Raw genomic sequence first — 18,845 nt, 5'->3', positions numbered from 1 at the left:
GTCACCGTTGACCGAACTCTCCGTTTGAAGCTAAGTAAAAACAGAAGGAAGCACTCATGAAAAAGGAAAAATCAGGGTGTTGGTTCACAATGCGACGTCGAAAGACTGTCGTGATACTCGGGTCCCTACTGGCGATGACAGTATCGGTAATTCCCCCTGCTCTAGCGCAAGAACAACCGAGTCCCGCAACCATCACCCTCGAACTGGCGAATCCGCAACCGCAAGGACATGTATGGATGGTAGGCGACTCAATGAGTTTTGATGTGCACGTCACAAATAACTCAGAAATGCAGAAAGTATTCGTTCCTACAGCCTCGAATCTGGAAAACTTTGCGGCCTGCCAACTCGCCATCAACGCGCATGACACCGGTGTGTGCTCAAACCGAATGACTCACATACTCACCGCAGATGACGTGACAAATGGAGGATTTACCCCCACAATCACGTACACGATGAAAGAATCAACTGAATCATCTGAATCAGTTGCCCTACCAACAGCCCAAGGAAACACAACAGTTATTGATGTGGATTCCTACAGCGAAGCAACAATTGTTCCCACTCAACCCAAAGAAGTCTGGAACGTAGGGGACAGAATCAACTACACTGTGGCATTCCGTCAGTTCACAGGAATAACCCGCGGAATGCGGCCCGCAGAATCAAACCTCACGAACATTGACACATGTCGTTCAATGAGAACATCAGCAACATGGATCCAATGTATTGGGCACGCCTACCACATCGTCACCGAAGACGATTTAACACATGGTGGTTTCGCTCCATACGTGAGATACGCACTGTACCGTTCTGAAAATTACAACGGAACGACAACTCCTACGAATCTGACAGAAGGCTCCTCAGCGCCCGTGAAACCTATAGTCGTGAATTTCGTTGAAATGACACAAAAGCAACGGGGGGGGGAAGCTCAAAGTAAATACGCGGTAGGGGACACGCTCTCATTTGATATCCGCTACGAAGCAACAGAAACATCCAACCCCCGTTCGGTGACATTCAAGCCAGACGACAGCACCTTCACCGAAGAAGAACTCGCGACTTGTCGTGGGCAACTCGCCGACAATGAAAACAAAACCTGCACAGTGACGCACGCACTGACAACCGTTGACCTTGAAAGCGGTACATTTGTTCCATCACTCATGATGGAAGTACGTGTTGATGGGGAACTCTTCCAACAAGCAAAAATTGCCTCTACCCCCGTTTCGGTTCCTGGAACCTGGGATGAAGCAACAGCTGGTAGCTATGCAAATGCTGATCCTTCCCTTCCTGCTGAACGAGGCGAAGATCAAGTTCTTTCCGTCGGAAATACTCCAGCGGGCATGTACTACCGGATTCCATCACTGACAAAAGCGCCAAACGGTGACCTCCTTGCCGCCTATGATCGTCGGCCAGGGTCCGCTGCTGACTCACCTAACCCGAACTCAATTGTTCAACGTCGTTCCACTGACGGCGGAAAAACCTGGGGAGTACAAACCGTTATCTCACAAGGACAAAGTGGGGCGCAGAAAAAAGGATACTCTGACCCTTCTTACGTTGTTGACTACGAAACAGGGAAAATCTTTAGCTTCCACGTGCTCTCATATGACAACGGTTTCTGGCAAGGAAACTATCGTCTCACCCAAGGTGTTATTGCAGAAAACGACCGTACAGCAATGCACCTCCATGTTGCAGAATCAACCGATAACGGGCACACATGGACTAGCCGCGACCTCACAAATATGGCTATCCGTGACCATGTGGGAACCCTCAAATCAGGTTTCGCAACATCAGGTAACGGCCTGCAAATCCAACACGGCCAATACAAAGGCCGCTTGGTTCAACCTTATGCTTTCCAACTGACACCAGCGGCTGGTAGCACTATTCACGCGGCTGCCCTGTACTCTGATGACCACGGTCAGACCTGGCAGCTCGGAAACTTAGCGCGTGTGGCTCAAGGAGTAAACCGTAACTTTGATGAAACAAAGATGGTTGAACTGAGTGACGGTAGCCTCATGATTAATTCGCGTTCACCAGGCGGAAACCGTCTGATCGCCACCTCACATGACGGTGGCCTGACGTGGACACCAGCAACACTGGAAACACAACTGACTGACCCAGTAAATAACGCGACGATTATTCGTGCTTTCCCCACGGCAACTGAAGGGACAGCGAAATCGAAAGTTCTTCTTTTCTCTAACACATTCAACGCGCGTGCTCGCACGAATGGTTCATTGTCAGTGAGCTGTGATAATGGGAGTACCTGGCTTGATGAAAACCGTCGTGAATACCGTTCTGGTTACACGGGCTACACGTCAATTGCAATCCAACCTGATGGTCGTATTGGTATTTTGTACGAAATGGATGGGAATGGTATTGGTTACACTAACGTGACGTTGAACTGGGTACGAGAAGGAATATGTGACCTCCCGACACTTACCCTCGCCTCCATTGCGGATAAGACCATGATCGAAGGTACGCCTATTGACGCTATCCCATTGGAAGTTGCAGGAGGCGACGAAAAAGCCAATCGTGTTGTTGAAGTGAGTGGACTTCCTGAGGGATTGTCTTTTGACCAAGAAACGATGGCGATTTCTGGTACTCCGACTCACCTAGTGGAAAACGCTGAAGTGCAGGTGAGCGTCACCGATAAGGACGGCACAAATACACCTGCGCGTGCAACAACATCCTTTAGGATGAGCGTACTCCAGCAGGCTGCTCTGACTGGCCCGGAAAAACCTGTGAGCGTCGCCGAAAAAGCAGTAGCATTGACAGGCTCTCATTTCGCGCCAAATGAGGAAGTAACCCTCAGACATGATGAGGCAATCGTGACAGAAAATGACACGGTTGTTGCTGATGAGAACGGGGAAATTCGTTTCACTGTTGATATTGCTGAGGGCGCGCAAACAGGAACGCATACCGTGACAGCTACAGGGGCTGTTTCGTCAAAGAATGCGAGTTTTGACCTTCGTGTTGTACCTCAGACAACTTTGAGACGAGCAGAGGGAGCTAATCTGAGCGTCAAGCCAGGTGCAGAATTGACGTTGAAAACCAGCGGATTTGAGCCGCGAGAAGCTGTGAACCTTACTCATGAGGCACCGGTGTCCTTAGCATCAGTGGTTATACCGCTTTTCCGCTCAGTGGGTACTCCGACGGATGCTTTTGAGGGTCGGAACGGTTTTACCGCACTTGCAAATTCTGAGGGGGTCGCTGAATTCCGTTTACGGGTAAACTCGGATGCGCACCCAGGTGATTACGAATTTACTGCGACAGGAGCAACATCGGAACGAGCAGCAAATCTGACGCTGACAATTGAAACACCACCAGTAGAAGAAACACCTGATCCATCAACTGAGGAGACAACTTCAGAGGGCACGAGCGCTCCTGCGGTTGGCGATTCGAGTTCAGATGGACCGAGTGGCCCAGCAGCGGGTAATGAGTCTGCTTCGGAAGGTCCGACCGGTCCTGTGGCTGGTGAGTCGAGTTCAGATGGAGCAAGCGATTCTGCGGGCAGCACCTCAGGGGCGGAAGAAACAACGACTCCAACTGGCGATACAACAGTTGTTCCGCTCCCGCCTCATAAATCAGAAGAAGTAGAACAAACGGACAGCAATACGACGAAACAGAATGATTCGCAAAGCATTACAACACAGACTCGGATAAAAGGAAAACGTAATCTTGCGCGCACAGGCGCCTCTTTGGGAATACTTTTCCTTGCTGCACTGGGATGTGCCGGAATTGGTGTGGTAATCAAGAGAAAGGAAAACGCATAATCTGGCGTGTCGCTTAGGCGTATAGGCCAAAGCCCATATGAAAAAGACCAGTGGAGGCTGGGAATAGGTCAAAGACCTAGCCTCCACTGGTTTTTATCAGCGCAAACAGGGGGGTGCCTCCTTAAAGGAGACGCGCGACACAAGCGGGACGCATGGTGCTAGCTCACATCCTGATGCTCTGATATATCAGTGCGCTTCATCCTTACTCGTCACAGCAGAACGTGCGGCCACCCGACGATGAAGCAATGAAATGAGAAGCGCGCTACCTACTAAAACGGCCGCGAAAAGATAGCCATAACGTGAGCCAGTGATGAAGCCCTGTGCTGGATCGCTGACAGAAAACACTCCAAAACCAAGAAGGCATGTTGCTAAAGCTGTTCCAACTGCGCCGATCACCTGCTGCAATGTATTAAGAATGGTTGAGCCATCGGATGCGCTTTGTCGAGGCAAACTCGCTAATGCTGCTGACTGTGCAGGCTGCTGAATGAATGGGATCCCCACCATGATGACGATGTGTGACATGACGAAAAAGAACATTGATGTTCCTGTTCCAATCATCATGAACATGACGATACCGATAAGTGTCATCACGCCACCGAAACGAATAAGGGGGGTAGATCCTAACGTGTCGTAAAGACGACCCGCAGCAAATGAACACAGCGCGTTAACGACACCGGCAGGTAACATCATGACACCCACATATGAGGAATCTAAAGCAAGTCCTCTTTGTAACTCCAAGGGGACAATGTACATGCACACAAGAGTGCAGGCAAAAGACAAAGTAACAATGAGGGCAGGTGTCCTGAAATCACTGCGCATAAGCAATGAAATATCCATGATCGGATGATTGATACGTAATTGTCGCTGTGAATATAAAGCAATACTGGTGATACCTAAGATAATGAGCAGGATAACAAGGGGCGATAGTCCTTGCTCACTTATCAAAGAAACACCACAAATAAGCGCTCCGAAACCGATGATCGATTCAGCAACGGATACTGCATCAACACTTTGTTTCATTTGCTGCAGGGGATTAACAAATCGTAGCGTTATCAACGCTAAAGCGAGCGCAGCAACAAATGCGAAAACAGCAAAAAGTGAACGCCATGAAAATACACCAACGAGGATTCCTCCCAAGGTAGGGCCTATGACAGGTGCAAGCATGATTGTTAGGCCTGCAACTCCGTTCGCGGCCCCAATTCGGTGAGGAGGGAAAATGTGAATAATCGCAGAGAACAAAGTGGGCAAAATAATGCCAGTTCCAACGCCTTGGAGCATGCGTCCAGCTAATACCAGTGCAAATGTGGGAGCACAGGTTGACAGAATCGCCCCAATAAGAGAAATAGCTAAAGCGCATTGAGCAACAACTTTGGCATTAAAAGATCGCAGAAGCAGCCCAACAAAAGGTAAGACGATGCCGATAGCGAGCATGTAGCCGACAATCATCCATTGAGCAACCCCCGCGCTGATCCTAAAATCGTCCATCAAAGCGGGCAAGGCAATACTCATTGCTGTTTCAGAAAGCATCCCAAGAAAAGCGCCAAGGTAAAGTCCTGACATTGTCAAGTGAGGGCGAGCAAAATGGGGAAGTTCATGCTGTTTGTGGATAGGTGTGGCAGATGGTTCCTGTGGTTCCTGCACAATTTTTGTCAAAGTGGACAAAAGAGCCTCTCTTAAAAATCAAATGGCGCCCAGTCCACTCCGTATCAGGTAAGGAGGCACCTTAGCCTTCCGGAACGGAACACTCGACAAATTTTTATCGTAGTGCTGACGCCAGCGTTACGATAACAGTTTTACGGATTGCTTCGTAAGTTCGAAAGATGTTGGAAATGTCTCGTCGTTATATGCGAGGACAGGTATTCAGATGCAGGGCTGTGAATTTCTTACTCGCGCTCATCTTCACTTCCGTTGAGCTGCATAACATAGTTACATTCTTTAGCCACATGTGGGTCGTGAGTAACAATGATGAGGGTTTTGTGGTGCTCGTGTTGCAATTCAAGCATTTGCTCTAGGACTCGACCTGAGAGTTTCCGATCAAGAGCGCCGGTTGGTTCATCTGCAAGTATGAGGTTGCCAGGTTTGAGAATGCAGCGAGCTAAAGCTAGGCGTTGCTGTTCCCCTCCAGAAAGAGTGGATACTCGCTCATCTTTCACATGGTAAAGCCCGAGCTTTGCGAGGATTTCGTTGATACGTGCAGTTTTTTCCTCTTTGCTTATAGGGGCATAGTGGAGGCCCAGCATAGCGTTATCATGAGCAGTAAGGTCACTGATAAGCGCGTAAGACTGAAAAAGGTAGTTAATCTGTTTGCGCCTGAGTTTCGTTGCTGCAGTGGAGTTAATAGCGGGTAAAGGTTTATCTTCGAGCATAATGCTGCCATGAGTGGGGGCTTCAAGCATACCGATGATATTGAGCAATGTGCTTTTCCCGCATCCAGAGGGTCCGGTGATTGCTAGGCTGGCCTCTGCAGGAACATGAAAGCTGAGATTGTCAATGACGATACGCTGACCAAAGATTTTGGTCAGGTTCTGCACGTTAAGAATGTCTGACATGATGATTATTCTTTCTGCTGAGGTATTTATGCTGATTTGATAAGGGAAACGATTCCTTCGAGGCTGGCTTTCTTTGCTTGATAGAAAAGTAGAAGCATTTGGAGGGCGCCAAAAATAAGGACAGTTGTTACTCCGCTTGTGCTCCGCAGAATGAAAGCGGTCAGTGTACATAAAATGCTGGTAGAAATAACGAGGAGAATTGGTGGTAGGAAAATATGCGTCAATGGATATCCCATGAGGCGTTTAACTGCGATGTGTTCTCGTTTAGAAAAGGCAAAAATCTTGACTAATGATGAGATAATCACCAATTCAAGTAATGCGACAAGTGCTATGACTATTCCGAAAAGGCGGATAGTTTCGGTCAGAGTTTTCTGTAATCCGGCAATAAAGTCAGAAACCAGCAGGAATTGAGGATGATTGTCATCTAATCCGTATTTCGCCAAGTAGTGGGGGTCAAGGTATTTCTGTGTGGCTGTGCTATCGAGTTTTATATAACTGTTGTCGAGTCCTTCCGCCCAGAGGCTTTCTGATTCAAAAGGAGTCATGTTATCCGTTGTCGCCACTAAAATAACGGGATTTTTCACAGTATTTGGCAGGCTCGTATCTGTATTCCAGATGAAAATTTCATCTGAAACATGGTAGCGCTGGAAGATCAGTTGCTGATTCTTTGTGAAATCATTGCGAATGGGACTTTCGCGTTTTTGTAGCGAGAAATCCGTCAAGTAGCCTTCTACGGCTGAGCTATCAGCAGGGCTGAGGGTATCCGGCAGGAGGTATAGTCGCTTTCCCTGCATGGCTTGCTGCACAAGTTGTGGGTCAACTGTAATGCCGTGGTCTGTGAGGTAATTAGGGGAGGCGACAAGTTCCCAGAAAGAGGAATTGGGAACGTGAGGGTAGATCTGATCTTCGCGCCATCTTTCAAGTAAGTCGTCACTGTAGTAGTTTGTGTGAACGATGTACGCGCCTTTTTCTCCTTCAAAGGAACGGTACCAGTTATAGTATTCAACCGAATGTTCAGCTTCCTGCCCCGTAAAGGAGGCAGTATTATTGCCAATTTGTTCTTTGTACAAGATTGCGAGATCAGAATGTTCCGCCCAGCGTTGTTGAACTTCACGTATATGGGTTACTTCATATAAAGGGCCATCAAGATAAAACATTGCGTAAACGACAGCGCCTGAAGAAAGTACGTAGAAAATAAGCAGGCAGGTAGCCATAATTTTTGACGAAACACGGTTTCGTATCGCGCCCACGGGACTTACCTGAAAAATGACGAGGGAAGCAAGCGCTACCGCGGTTATTGTTAATCCAACTGCTGGGGTACCGGAAAGTAAAGCCTCAGTGATGAGGGCGGTAGTGTAGGTGAATCCTTCTAAACCATAAAGGTGAATCCCGCAGGAAAGAAATATTCCACACAGGGAAACCGTGAGTAATGGGAAGAATACTTTGAGAACATAGCGTGTTCGTGACCAGCCCAGTAAAACGTGGACTCCAAGTAAGGATATATTTTGATATGTCACGAGGATACAGACAAATACGAGGGTGAACCAGGTGATAACGACTGCTCCCAATGCAATGCTGGTAAGTAAGCTGTCGTAGACGTATTTACCACTGAGTGGGGTGGTTATTGCGTGCGTGTCAGTGTCCAGTAGAGCAGCAAGATCTGTAGTCAGGGAGCGAAAGTCTTGGGGAGTAATTCCGATAATCCGATAGGTGCCGTTGACTGTTCCTGAGCTGTCCAGTAGATCAGTGAGTTTGATGCCGATGACTTTTGGTCCAGCAAATATTGAAGGTAGTGGAGAAATTTGATCGGCTTGTGATTGGTCAAGGCCTAAAGTGGCACCTTTATCTGCTTTGAGTAACAAGCCGATATTTTCCTTATAAAAAATTCTGGTGCCTAAATATTCCAATTCCAGTGCTTGCGCATTTGTGTGTATGTCACCGTAAAAGCCGAAACGGTATCCAGCGGAATCACCGTCATTAGTGAGTAGCATGTCACCGCGGATAATGAAGCCGTGATGCGCATCTACTTCTTGCAATATGGTTGATATTGCTGACTGTGCCTTATCTTCGGGAACTTGGTGTAGGTATATGACAGTCCCATTGTGTCCGTATTGATCGAGCGTATGTAAAAAACTGTCACCGGTAGTTGTAATGGAAATTAAACCAAAGAGAGCGCTAGATAAAAGGGTTAAAATAAAAGTGAATAAGCGCAGAATTTTGCCCATAAGAATTCACCACCGCTTTTCGTTTACTTCAATGAATGTGTACGAGCATGGGTAAGGATTAGCGGCAATCCCAGTATGCGCTTGCAGGTGATGCGCCTATGTACTGCTTGGCATATGCGCGAACTCCAGGTTTTTTCCATCCGGATGTTGTGCTATTAGCGGTGGTAGCGTGTTCAAAATATTTTGTATTTACGTCAGAGTAGCTGTAAATAAGCAGTGTGCGACCGTGGTCCCAGTTTACGGCTAGTCCTTTGTAGTACACTACTTCAGCGTGGGCTATGCCTATGCTGCCGGTGAGAACGATGAGTGACAGTAATACTGCTGCACTTGTTTTCTTTACTTTATGAAACATGGGCCTTTCCCTTCGTTGGGTAAAGCGGTGGCGAATCTTATGAGTCTTGGGGTACATCTTTGTTGGAGCAATGGGTATCCCAAGACTCAATTTACAATGCGCAGAAATCGTCCGCAAGCGCTTTTTCAAATTTTGTCTTATATTCCTTAAAAATTTTCCTATTGATTGGTGATAATACGACGGACGCCTATGTCACTGAAATTGTGCTTTTACGCTGATAAGTGCTGCTCGCGCTCATCGTCACTTCCGTTTCTGATCCTTGACCGTATCACCCATGAGGATGATGGCAGGAATACCAGCGATAATTGCGACGGCACTCGCATAAAAAGCAGGAGCAAGCACATGCCCGGTACTCTGGATAAGCCACGTGACCAAAGGCGGAGTCAATCCACCGAAAATTACAGTGGCAAGATTGTAGCCAATGGCCATTCCAGAATAACGACCTTGCGTGGGAAACTGCTCAGGAATAGCGCTCGCAGCAGCAGCACTCCACCCGGCAGCGGGAATTGCCAGTACAGCCACCGCTCCTGCAAGAACAAGAATATTCGGTGAGGTCAGCAGGCTATATCCGGGGATGGCCAGTGTAATAACCGCTACGAGCAGTACTGTAAATGAGCGTCGCCTGCCAATAAGATCCGACAAAAGGCCAAAAAATGGTGTGACAAGGATTGCTGACACTGCCGCGATAATCCCGTAATTGAGTGCCATCTGACTGTCACCAGAATCAACGGTTTCAATATAGGTCGGCAAGTAGGTAATGGTAAGGAAATAGGTCGCTGAACCGACGGTAGAAATAAGAAAAGTTACCAGCATTGAGCGTCGCTGATGTCGCAGAACATAGGTGAGTGGACCTTCTTTCTTACCGACAATTTCACTGCGCATTTCAGTTGCTTTTTTGTGCATGGCAGGACTTTCCACCATGAATTTACGTAAGGGCAGCATGATGGCAGCAAGTATCGCTCCACATATGAAAGGAATACGCCATGCCCACGTATTAAGAGCAGCAGAACCTACGATGGAAGTTGTAATCGCAGATGAGCCAACTGCTAGCAAAGCACCAATTTCTGAATTAGCAGCTGCCCAGCTAGCGGTTAAAGCACGCCGATGAGGACGAGCGCTTTCCATCAGGTACACCATGATTCCGGTGTACTCTGCCCCCACCGAAAAACCTGCGAGAGCACGCAAAAGAAGGACCGCTACACCACCCCAAATTCCTATAGTGTCATATCCAGGCATCAAAGCAATGCCAAGCATAGAAAGCGACATTAACCCCGCTGAAATCACTAACGAGACAGTACGGCCTTTCGCGTCCCCGATATGCCCAAAAACAACCGCGCCCAACGGACGAAAAAGGAAACCCACTGAACCGGTCCCTAACACAATGAGCAGGGAAGAATCCATTTCTGGATAGAAAGTATGACTCAAAGACATTGCAAGATAGAAAAAGAGCGAATAATCAAACCACTCAATGATGGTGCCGCTGGCAGCAATAAACATGGAAAGGCTGCGTTTACTGTATTCGGTCCTCATGATACGTTCTCCACTAGTGAGGGGCGGGGCAAAGAGTCGAGTTTTTCGCGCTCGCCCGTGCCAAGTACGGCGAAGAACTGCTCTAGTGTATGGAGCGACAAGCTTTGCACACGGAAAAAATATGCTGTGATAACCTTTGCGTTCTCCGATAGTGAATTATTGGCAACAATCCATATAAGGAATCGTGCCATGACAAGTGAGGTCAAGAGGAGCAGCATATTACTTTCCACGAAAAGTAATTTAGCATCCAGTCGAATGTGATGCTTCATTAATATATTGCTTCTCACTTCTTCAATATTTACATTTTCTGGCGATGTGACATTTCAGATCAGAATGCGAAAACTTGAAATCTAATTATTGTACGCTTTTTGATCTTTCACATAATATTTGTGAATTTTTGTTTATTACGATGGTTTATGGGCTGAAACTTTCAGTTATTTCCTCAAATACTTGGCGATAGGCCAAAATTTACCCGGCGGTAATATCATTCCTACCTGTTTGAAAAACGGCAGCAATTTTCTGTACCTGCGGAAATATGAGGCGGATATGCTCACCCCGCACCCCCTCAGTTTTCGCTGTATTACTTGCATATCTCTTTTTATTTCTTAGGCAAGTTGAAGAAATACTCTTGTGTGGCGAGCGCCCCACCATCCTTTTATTCTCATAAAACCTGTGATAATTAACAGAATCTACGTTACTATTTCTGTGTGCGTTCCCGCACTGGTCAAAGAAGATCACGAAAGGTAACAAAATGACAACTCAGAAACGACTCACAGACGGGCCACTCGTTATCGCAGTAGATTCCTCAACACAATCAACGAAAGCAATCATCGTTGATGCAGACGGAAACGTATGGGCAACAGCTAAACGTCCCATCCCACTTTTAACTCCAGCTATGGACTTTTACGAACACGATCCGCGCCTATGGTGGGAAACAACCCACGAAACCATCAGTGAAGTCCTCGCATCACTTGACCAACGTGACCGCGACCGAATCTGCGCAATCGGCCTGACACATCAACGTGAAAGTTTTGCTCCCTTTACAGAAGACGGAACCCCACTGGCTCACGGAATCCTCTGGCTTGACGGGCGTGCAATCGACCAGATCGCTGAATACGGCAACAGTCACATACACCAACTCTCTGGTAAACCCGCAGGCGTGACACCAGCAATCTACAAAATGGCCTGGCTCAAAGAAAAGAAGCCCGAAATCTTAGAAAAAGCCGACCGCGTGGTAGACGTCCTCGGCTACATCTCCTTTAACCTGACCGGCCACTGGCTATCCTCCACAGCCGCTGCTGACTCACTGGGACTCTTTGACATCCGAGCACGCACCTGGTCCAGCGAACTCCTTGAAATCGCCGGAGTGAGCCAAGAACAAATGCCTCAACTGATCCCTCCAGCAACAAAAATGTGCAAAATCCGCACTGAACTGACAAAAGAATGGAAACTCTCACACGACATTCCTGTAATCGCAGGTCTTGGTGATGGTCAAGCCGCAGGAATCGGAGCAGCCGCTGTAGATCCAGGCGTGGGCTACCTCAACATGGGTACCGCAGTAAACGCGGGTATTGAATCCGACCAATACATTTATCACCCAGCATTCCGCACCCATGTTTCAGGCATTCCCGACCACTACGTGATGGAAGTGCTGCAATCATCAGGATCATACCTAGCTGACTGGGTACGCAAAACTTTCGCCGACCCCGACAACCCCGGCAACACGGACGTAGCATACGAGGACCTCATGGCCTCAAAAATTACCCCAGGCGCAGAAGGCCTACTCACTTTGCCCTACTGGAACGCCGTCCAATCCCCCTACTGGGACGCAAAAGCTCGTGGCGCTGTTATCGGCTGGCGAGGAACCCACGGACGCGCACACCTGTATCGTTCAGTGATGGAATCAATCTGCCTTGAAATGCGTCGTAACCTCGATTTCCTTGAATCAGCCTCCGGCATTCCAATCACAGAACTACGCATCATGGGTGGAGGCACACGATCACCACTGTGGCGACAAATGATGGCTGACGTGGTAGGGGTCCCACTCACCGTATGCATAGCCGATGAAGTTTCCGCACTCGGCGCCGCCGTACTCGCAATGGCAGGCATTAACGCGCACTCATCTGGCACTGATAGAGGACTACCTGATGTCGCAGCCTCAGCAAAAGCAATGGCTACCTTTGGGCAAACAATTGAACCCAACATGGACAATCATGATGCCTACCGGAAAATCGGAGCAATACAAGCCAAGATTTACCCCGTACTACAAGAACTTTTCACCGAACTCGATGGCGTTGTCCGACAAGAAGAAAACAGATCATAAAACCAGAAAAACAGCACATATATGCACATCTCAAAGTAGCCGCAATATATGCAGGCTGAGCCTTGAGTAAAAACATGAAAGGAAAAAATTACAATGGCAACTATTACTATCTTAGGTGCTGGAGCAATGGGCTCAGCACTGTGTAAACCTCTGGTTGATTCCGGTTGGAACGTGCGTTTATGGGGAACCTGGCTTGACGATCACCTCATTGACGCAATCGAAGAACAACGCCCTCACCCGCGCACAGGCGCAATCGTACCCGCCGCTGTCACAACTTTTCGATCAGATGAAATTGAAACAGCCCTTGCAGGCAGCGATGTCATCGTCATGTCCGTGGCCTCGGTAGGTGTACCCCGCGTAACAGAGCTAGCACTTACGAATATTGCGAAAGCAAAAGCTCTATGGCTCACATCAAAAGGATTTTGCCCAAATGACGAGGGAGTGATTCAGCTACTTCCAGATGCTATTCGCTCTATCGCAGCGAAAAAAGGCATCGAAGTCCCACCAATTGTTGCCATTGCGGGACCGGTGAAAGCAAATGAATGTGCCGAGGGAATGCCGACAGCCACAATCTTTGCTTGCCGTGATGGGGCGCTCGCTGAAGAATTTGCCGCCAGAACCAGCACGCCACTGTACTCGATTGCAAGCAGTGACGATGAAGTGGGTGTGGAAGTGTGTGCGCCAATGAAGAACGTGTACGCGATTGCTTTAGGTATCGCAGATGGTCTTGGAGAAGCTACGGGTATTCCTCACCATAACCTCAAAGCAGCAGCTTTTGCTCAAGCCGTCAAAGAAATGTCTTTACTTGGTCACAGTCTTGGAGCTAAAGCAGAGACAGCTTTTGGTTTAGCCGGTGTGGGTGACCTAGAAGTTACGGGTTTATCTGGGCGTAATAAGGTGTACGGTGTGCGATTAGGCAAGGGAGAGAACCCTCAGGAAGCTCTCGCTGAAATGGAACGCTTGGAGCAGACTGTGGAAGGCGTGCCAGCAGTTGGCTTGGCTCTGACTCTTGTTGAGCAAAGCGATGTGTTGACCTTGGAAGATATGCCACTGCTTCGGGCTGTTGCTGGCATAATCGACCCGCAAGAGCTCCTTGATCCATTGACAGCGATTCAAGAGGCGGCATTACCTCGCCGGATAAGCAATTGTTAGCTGGCAGGCCATAGCACTCAATAAGTGTGAATTTCATACAATGACGAATGTCAATAAGTGGTGAGATCAGGACTGAACGTGATCTCACCACTTAGTTTTTGTAGGTCAAATGAACACGCAAAAGGCACCCGCCAGAAAAATCACTGACGGATGCCTCGTGTAAGTAGCTGGGAGTATCCAAACCCCGGTTCTACTTGCGTGTCTGGTAGCTCATATCCTCAAGCTCAACGCCCTTTGTTTCAGGAATATGACGGACAACAAGCCAGATGAGGATAGCGCCCACAACCGCGTAAGAGAAGTAAGTGCCGGCAAGTCCAAGGTGCTCCATAAATACAGGGAACAGCATTGTGACAAGCGTGCCACCAATCCAGTTACCGGTAGTAGCAAGACCCAAACCTGCGGTACGGATCTGGTTGGGGAAGATTTCACCGAGGAATACCCACAGCACCACGCCCCATGTTCCGCAGAAAATCACATAAACGGCGTGAACGGCAATAAGAGCAACAGCAGCCCACGGGCCAGTAAGGTTGAGGGTGCCCTCCGGGGTGAGTGTTCCTTGAAGGAAAGCAATACCGGAAGTCAGCATAGCGGCAAACATTCCAACCGCGCCCCACAGTAGGAGCGGGCGACGGCCTACCTTATCGATAACAGCCATGCCGATGAGTGTCATCACGATGCCGATAATCGAAGTGACAACGGGAATAAAGACAGCAGTGTTACCTGTGAAGCCAACCGTTTGCCACAGCTCAGTGGCGTACAGGAGTACGTTGTTAATACCGGCCATCTGGATGAGGAAACCAAAAGCCAGAGCAACCCACACCACGGGACGAAGACCGTATTTCGAATCCTTGAGGTCAGAAAAGCGTGGGCGATGGTCGGTGTCCAGTGAAGAACGGATTTCGCGTACACGACCAACAGGGTCCTTATCTGCGCCGGTGGCAGCAATGATCGCTGCTGCTTCATCTTCCTTACCGATAGAGACAAGGAAACGCGGGGACTCAGGAAGGCGTAGAACGAAAAGTCCATACAGAATCGCTGGGAGCAGTTCAACAATAAACATCCAACGCCAGGTTGTAAGTCCAAAGAGGCTTACCGCGTCGGCTGAACCTGTGATTTTCACAAGAACGAAATTAGAGATGAAAGAGCCGAAAATACCAACGGCGATAGCGAGCTGCTGAAGGGTGCCGAGTCGTCCACGCTTATCAGCCGGGGCGATTTCAGCGATGTAGGCCGGAGCGATAACGGCGGCAATGCCGACACCTAAACCACCAAGGAGTCGCCAGCCGATAAGCTGCCACACGTCGAAAGAAAGACCTGACATGAGCGCAGAAATCGCAAAGAAAATCGCTGCAGCAATCATGACGCGGATACGTCCGAAGCGGTTAGCGGCACCACCTGCTAAGAGAGCGCCTACAGCGGCACCAAGACTCACGATAGAAACAACAATTCCTGTCATGAGAGAGGACAGGCCGAAACCAGTTGCTGTGCCTGAGAAAGATCCGATCGTACCGTTGATAACGGCAACATCGAAGCCAAAGAGGAATCCACCCAAAGCCGCCGCAATGGAGACTTGGAGGAGTTTGTTAGATGAAGATGTTGACATATTTATTCTCCTAGTCCCGCCACATTCGTGGTGAGGAAGTGGGAAATGAGCGAGCACAGATGTGCCCAGGTTTGTGAGCCGAGCGTGGCTGGAGTACCGTGGATTGTCCCCATAAGCATGTGCATTTCTACGGCTACGCCTGCGTCGGCCAGGTCGGTTGCCCACGCGATTCCTTCATCGCGTAAGGGGTCGGTTGGATTCACAACAACGAAAGTCGGTGCCATGAAGTCAGCAATCAGGTTCACTGAGCTGTGAACCTCATACGGATGTGCCGTGCCAAGATAATGTGCCCAGGCGTGTTTTGCTGCCTCGGCGGTCCACAGCGGCCCTTCCTTGCAGGTGCGGTATGAATGAGATGTCATCTGCGGGTCAATACATGGTTCGATAGAGATAACGGCATCTAGGCGACGTTCAATGCTCTGTGAAGCATCCGTGGCCGGGCCGCCAGCGCGTTTGCGAGCAAGTGCTGTGATGCATTGGCTGACAAGGCCAGCACCAGCACTATCACCGTAAAGAATTACGGGCACGCCGGGTGCTTCCTTTTCGAGGTATTCCCAAGCAATTAAGCAATCCTCAACCCCAGCAGGGAAGGGATGTTCTGGCGCAAGACGATAATCTGGACTGACGACAAGCGCGGAACCGATGGCATGGGAGAGTTCTCCGTTGCGAGTATCGTCAAAGCGTGCGCGTCCGGCAATAAAACCGCCGCCATGGATGGAAAGTACTGCTGCACGCACTGGCCCTTCAGGGCGATGTACCTGCATTGGCACGTTTTTGTATGTCACGCTTTCACGTGTGATGCCTTCGACTTCGGGTAATTCTTCGCCGAGTAGGTCATCGCCGCGTTTGCGCAGTGCGGGTACGTCCCATGTGGTTTGAGGCGGTGTCGCACCGGGAACATGGGCGAGTTCATTGACGATAAAAGGTGGGCGGCGCTCAGGTAGGTTGAGTGAAGCCAGGAAATCATCGGCGCGTTCGTAGAAAGTGGCGGGAGCGTCACGGCGCACGGTATGCGTGGTTCCGGGTAAGAATACGCAGTGAATGAAAGGATTGTGGGCTTCTTGGACTTTTGAGAGGCCTTCAGCGCCGAAAAGAACATCGTCGGCGTCTCCGGTGACTAAAAGGGTAGGAACGTTTAGTTCGTTGAGGATATGTGCGCGTGGAGTTCCGACAACTCCTGTGCGCACGAAATCACGATCAACTTGAACTTTTCCTTGTGCCCATGCGCCGTATTCTGAAGGAGGCCAGGAGGGATAGTTTTCCATGAGGCCGACGATTGCTTCGCCTACGTGGGCGCTGACAAGATCTTGGCGTGCGGCGAGTTCGTTGGCAGAAGAAGCGTAAAGTTCGCTTTGTTCATCGGTCAGGAGTGCGGGGTCCTCAAGGATGAGTGCGCTAACGAGTTCGCTGTGACGGTGGGCAATTGTGGCAGCGATGGCTCCGCCGAGGGAATGACCGTAGAGGACAACGGTTCCATCAGCTTCACGTGCGGCGGCGACTACTTCAGTGAGGGCTGCGCGGTAGAGGGATTCAAAAGGGAAAGTGAGTTCATCGCTTGTGAAAGCGGGGGAGAGTCCGTGCCCTAGGGAATCTAGGCAAATCACTTCCCATTCTGTGCTGTAGTGTTGGGCGAAATCGGAAAGAGAAGCAGCGTTGTCAGTGACGCCGTGCATGGCGATCATTGTTCCACGCTGAGGATTTCCACTCACGATACGGGAAAGACGAGGGTGTGGCATCATTACCTCCACTATGCAAAACACCTATGGTTTACGAAAATTACCCTAGTGTTATTCTTTCTGCTTTGTCAAGTGAAGTGATAGAAGATAAAAAGCCTATTTGCGCCGGTAAAATGCGGTTTGTCCTGAAGTGAAAGCGTAGGGTAATGTGGTGCTGAGAAGGCGGCGATGCTTTTTCCCGATGAAGTAACGATGCTCATTGTGTGTTGGGTTTGTGGATGTGAAATGGAAAGATGAAGCCAAAATATACAGCGGTGTACGAGGCACTCTTGCAACGAATTCAAAGAATGAACCCCGGCGATAAGCTGGAAAGTGAAGCCAAACTTGCCGAGAATTTCAAAGTCGCTCCGATGACAGTTCGTCGCGCCCTAGAGATGCTTGCAAATGAAGGACGAACCATCGGTCAACGAGGGCGAGGTACTTTCGTCGTTGATCCTCTTACCTTGCAAGGCTCTGGAATTGACGTACTTAAAGGAGCAAATGCTCGCCTTATTTCCGCGACAATCGAAAGTGCGGGGAACCCCTTTGAACAGATGGGTCTGAGCGGAGAAGAATTTGTCTATCGCATGGTCCATACGCGCTTTGTAGGGGACAAAGTAGTGGCTGTTCAAAACTCGATGCTGGTTGCCTCAGCTTTTACAGGTTTGCTTGGGCGCGACCTTACACGTAGCCTGTCCGATATTTTGACTGAAGACGGATTGAGTATTACAGAGACGGATATCAGCATGGGCCTACCGGATATACGTGAAACTCAACTCCTTGAACTCGATGAACCTCAGGCATGTTTGAGTATCACTCAACGGTGGGGTAAAGACCCTGTGCGTGCAATTAGTGTAACTTTTGTGCGCACAGATCGTTGGACAATTCGACTTTAGGGAACTTCTCTCGCTGCATATTTCGTGTACGCCACTTTGTTCATTTCTTCTTGTTCCCATGATTAAGCGTGTGTAAGTGGATGCACAGTAAAGGCCATATGTCAAGGCCTGAAAAGAAAGAAAAATACTTATTCAGATGTTTGTCACAAATTTTTGTATCCATAGGTTCTCTAGGGAAGTGGGACTGTAGACTGAACGCATGATGAAAAAGCAAAGACGAGTGACCTCATGGAGACGCATCACTGCGATCATTACGCTGCTTGTCTTTTTCGCCTCATCATGGGGGATATGGGAATGGGGCCGCCGAGAGGAGCACTGGGGAACCTCCGACAGCATTTCCCATCTGTCGCAACAGATAATGGCTATCAAAGACAATGACTTCCACACACGCATAGTCGATCGATCTGCGCACCGGTCCATCTTTGGAAAAAACCACCCACAATGGGTTGAAGCACAGATTTTGCCGGCTCCTAAATCCCTGAACCCCTATCAAATTGACGCGCTCTCGCAACGGCTGCACACAAAAGTAACAAGCGAGGGCTGGGCCATTGACGAAAAGTGTGCCCCTGATTTCCTGTGGTGTGCACGCCGCATGGATGACACCGGAAAAACCTTGTTCATGACAGTAAAACCTGAGCAAAGCTCAGAGCTGACGAATTCAGAAAGGATGAGCGGCGAGTCCGAAGACCCCGATGATAACTCGGTTGTTCTTCGCCTTCGTATGCAATACCTCTAAGGA

General features: G+C 49.1%; 13 protein-coding genes. 5 read left to right on the top strand and 8 right to left on the bottom strand.

Features of this window, described 5'->3' with window-relative positions; all coding sequences use genetic code 11:
• Window positions 1-56: 56 nt before the first annotated feature.
• On the top strand, window positions 57-3,761 hold the full coding sequence (locus LRP57_RS04075; RefSeq protein WP_231205266.1) for a sialidase family protein: 3,705 nt from the start codon (window positions 57-59) through the stop codon (window positions 3,759-3,761).
• 186 nt (window positions 3,762-3,947) lie between these two features.
• Here the strand turns inward: LRP57_RS04075 and LRP57_RS04070 are convergent, their stop codons facing one another.
• The 6 genes from LRP57_RS04070 to LRP57_RS04045 all read right to left on the bottom strand — a co-directional run bounded on the left by LRP57_RS04070 (window position 3,948) and on the right by LRP57_RS04045 (window position 10,686).
• Window positions 3,948-5,423, bottom strand: coding sequence for an MFS transporter (locus tag LRP57_RS04070; protein WP_231205265.1), 1,476 nt, complete (start codon window positions 5,421-5,423; stop codon window positions 3,948-3,950).
• A 221-nt stretch (window positions 5,424-5,644) separates the two neighbouring features.
• Entirely contained in the window at window positions 5,645-6,310 is a 666-nt protein-coding gene (locus tag LRP57_RS04065) for an ABC transporter ATP-binding protein (RefSeq protein WP_231205264.1), read from the bottom strand.
• A 26-nt stretch (window positions 6,311-6,336) separates the two neighbouring features.
• Window positions 6,337-8,535, bottom strand: a complete 2,199-nt coding sequence (locus LRP57_RS04060; RefSeq protein WP_231205263.1) for a hypothetical protein — start codon at window positions 8,533-8,535, stop codon at window positions 6,337-6,339.
• A gap of 58 nt (window positions 8,536-8,593) precedes the next feature.
• Window positions 8,594-8,887, bottom strand: a complete 294-nt coding sequence (locus LRP57_RS04055) for a hypothetical protein (RefSeq protein WP_231205262.1) — start codon at window positions 8,885-8,887, stop codon at window positions 8,594-8,596.
• 240 nt (window positions 8,888-9,127) lie between these two features.
• On the bottom strand, window positions 9,128-10,417 hold the full coding sequence (locus LRP57_RS04050) for an MFS transporter (RefSeq protein WP_231205261.1): 1,290 nt from the start codon (window positions 10,415-10,417) through the stop codon (window positions 9,128-9,130).
• Entirely contained in the window at window positions 10,414-10,686 is a 273-nt protein-coding gene (locus tag LRP57_RS04045) for a hypothetical protein (RefSeq protein WP_231205260.1), read from the bottom strand. Before LRP57_RS04045 ends, LRP57_RS04050 begins: the two co-directional genes overlap by 4 nt.
• A gap of 482 nt (window positions 10,687-11,168) precedes the next feature.
• Here LRP57_RS04045 and LRP57_RS04040 point away from each other — a divergent pair, with 482 nt between their 5' ends.
• Both LRP57_RS04040 and LRP57_RS04035 read left to right on the top strand, forming a co-directional pair.
• Window positions 11,169-12,740, top strand: a complete 1,572-nt coding sequence (locus LRP57_RS04040; protein WP_231205259.1) for a xylulokinase — start codon at window positions 11,169-11,171, stop codon at window positions 12,738-12,740.
• Window positions 12,741-12,833: 93 nt separating this feature from the next.
• The gene (locus LRP57_RS04035; protein ID WP_231205258.1) at window positions 12,834-13,892 is read left to right on the top strand and encodes an NAD(P)H-dependent glycerol-3-phosphate dehydrogenase; all 1,059 of its coding nucleotides are present in this window, start codon (window positions 12,834-12,836) and stop codon (window positions 13,890-13,892) included.
• A gap of 190 nt (window positions 13,893-14,082) precedes the next feature.
• Here the strand turns inward: LRP57_RS04035 and LRP57_RS04030 are convergent, their stop codons facing one another.
• Both LRP57_RS04030 and LRP57_RS04025 read right to left on the bottom strand, forming a co-directional pair.
• Window positions 14,083-15,495, bottom strand: a complete 1,413-nt coding sequence (locus LRP57_RS04030) for a sugar porter family MFS transporter (RefSeq protein WP_231205257.1) — start codon at window positions 15,493-15,495, stop codon at window positions 14,083-14,085.
• A 2-nt stretch (window positions 15,496-15,497) separates the two neighbouring features.
• On the bottom strand, window positions 15,498-17,231 hold the full coding sequence (locus tag LRP57_RS04025) for an alpha/beta hydrolase (protein WP_231205256.1): 1,734 nt from the start codon (window positions 17,229-17,231) through the stop codon (window positions 15,498-15,500).
• 233 nt (window positions 17,232-17,464) lie between these two features.
• Here LRP57_RS04025 and LRP57_RS04020 point away from each other — a divergent pair, with 233 nt between their 5' ends.
• Together LRP57_RS04020 and LRP57_RS04015 are read left to right on the top strand one after the other, a co-directional pair.
• Window positions 17,465-18,106, top strand: a complete 642-nt coding sequence (locus tag LRP57_RS04020) for a GntR family transcriptional regulator (RefSeq protein ID WP_269213845.1) — start codon at window positions 17,465-17,467, stop codon at window positions 18,104-18,106.
• Between the two features lie 199 nt (window positions 18,107-18,305).
• On the top strand, window positions 18,306-18,842 hold the full coding sequence (locus tag LRP57_RS04015) for a hypothetical protein (RefSeq protein ID WP_231205254.1): 537 nt from the start codon (window positions 18,306-18,308) through the stop codon (window positions 18,840-18,842).
• The last annotated feature ends 3 nt before the right edge of the window (window positions 18,843-18,845 follow it).

This window comes from Schaalia sp. lx-260 (assembly GCF_021083645.1).
GTDB lineage: Bacteria > Actinomycetota > Actinomycetes > Actinomycetales > Actinomycetaceae > Pauljensenia.
This window is presented reverse-complemented; position numbering and strand designations above follow the sequence as displayed.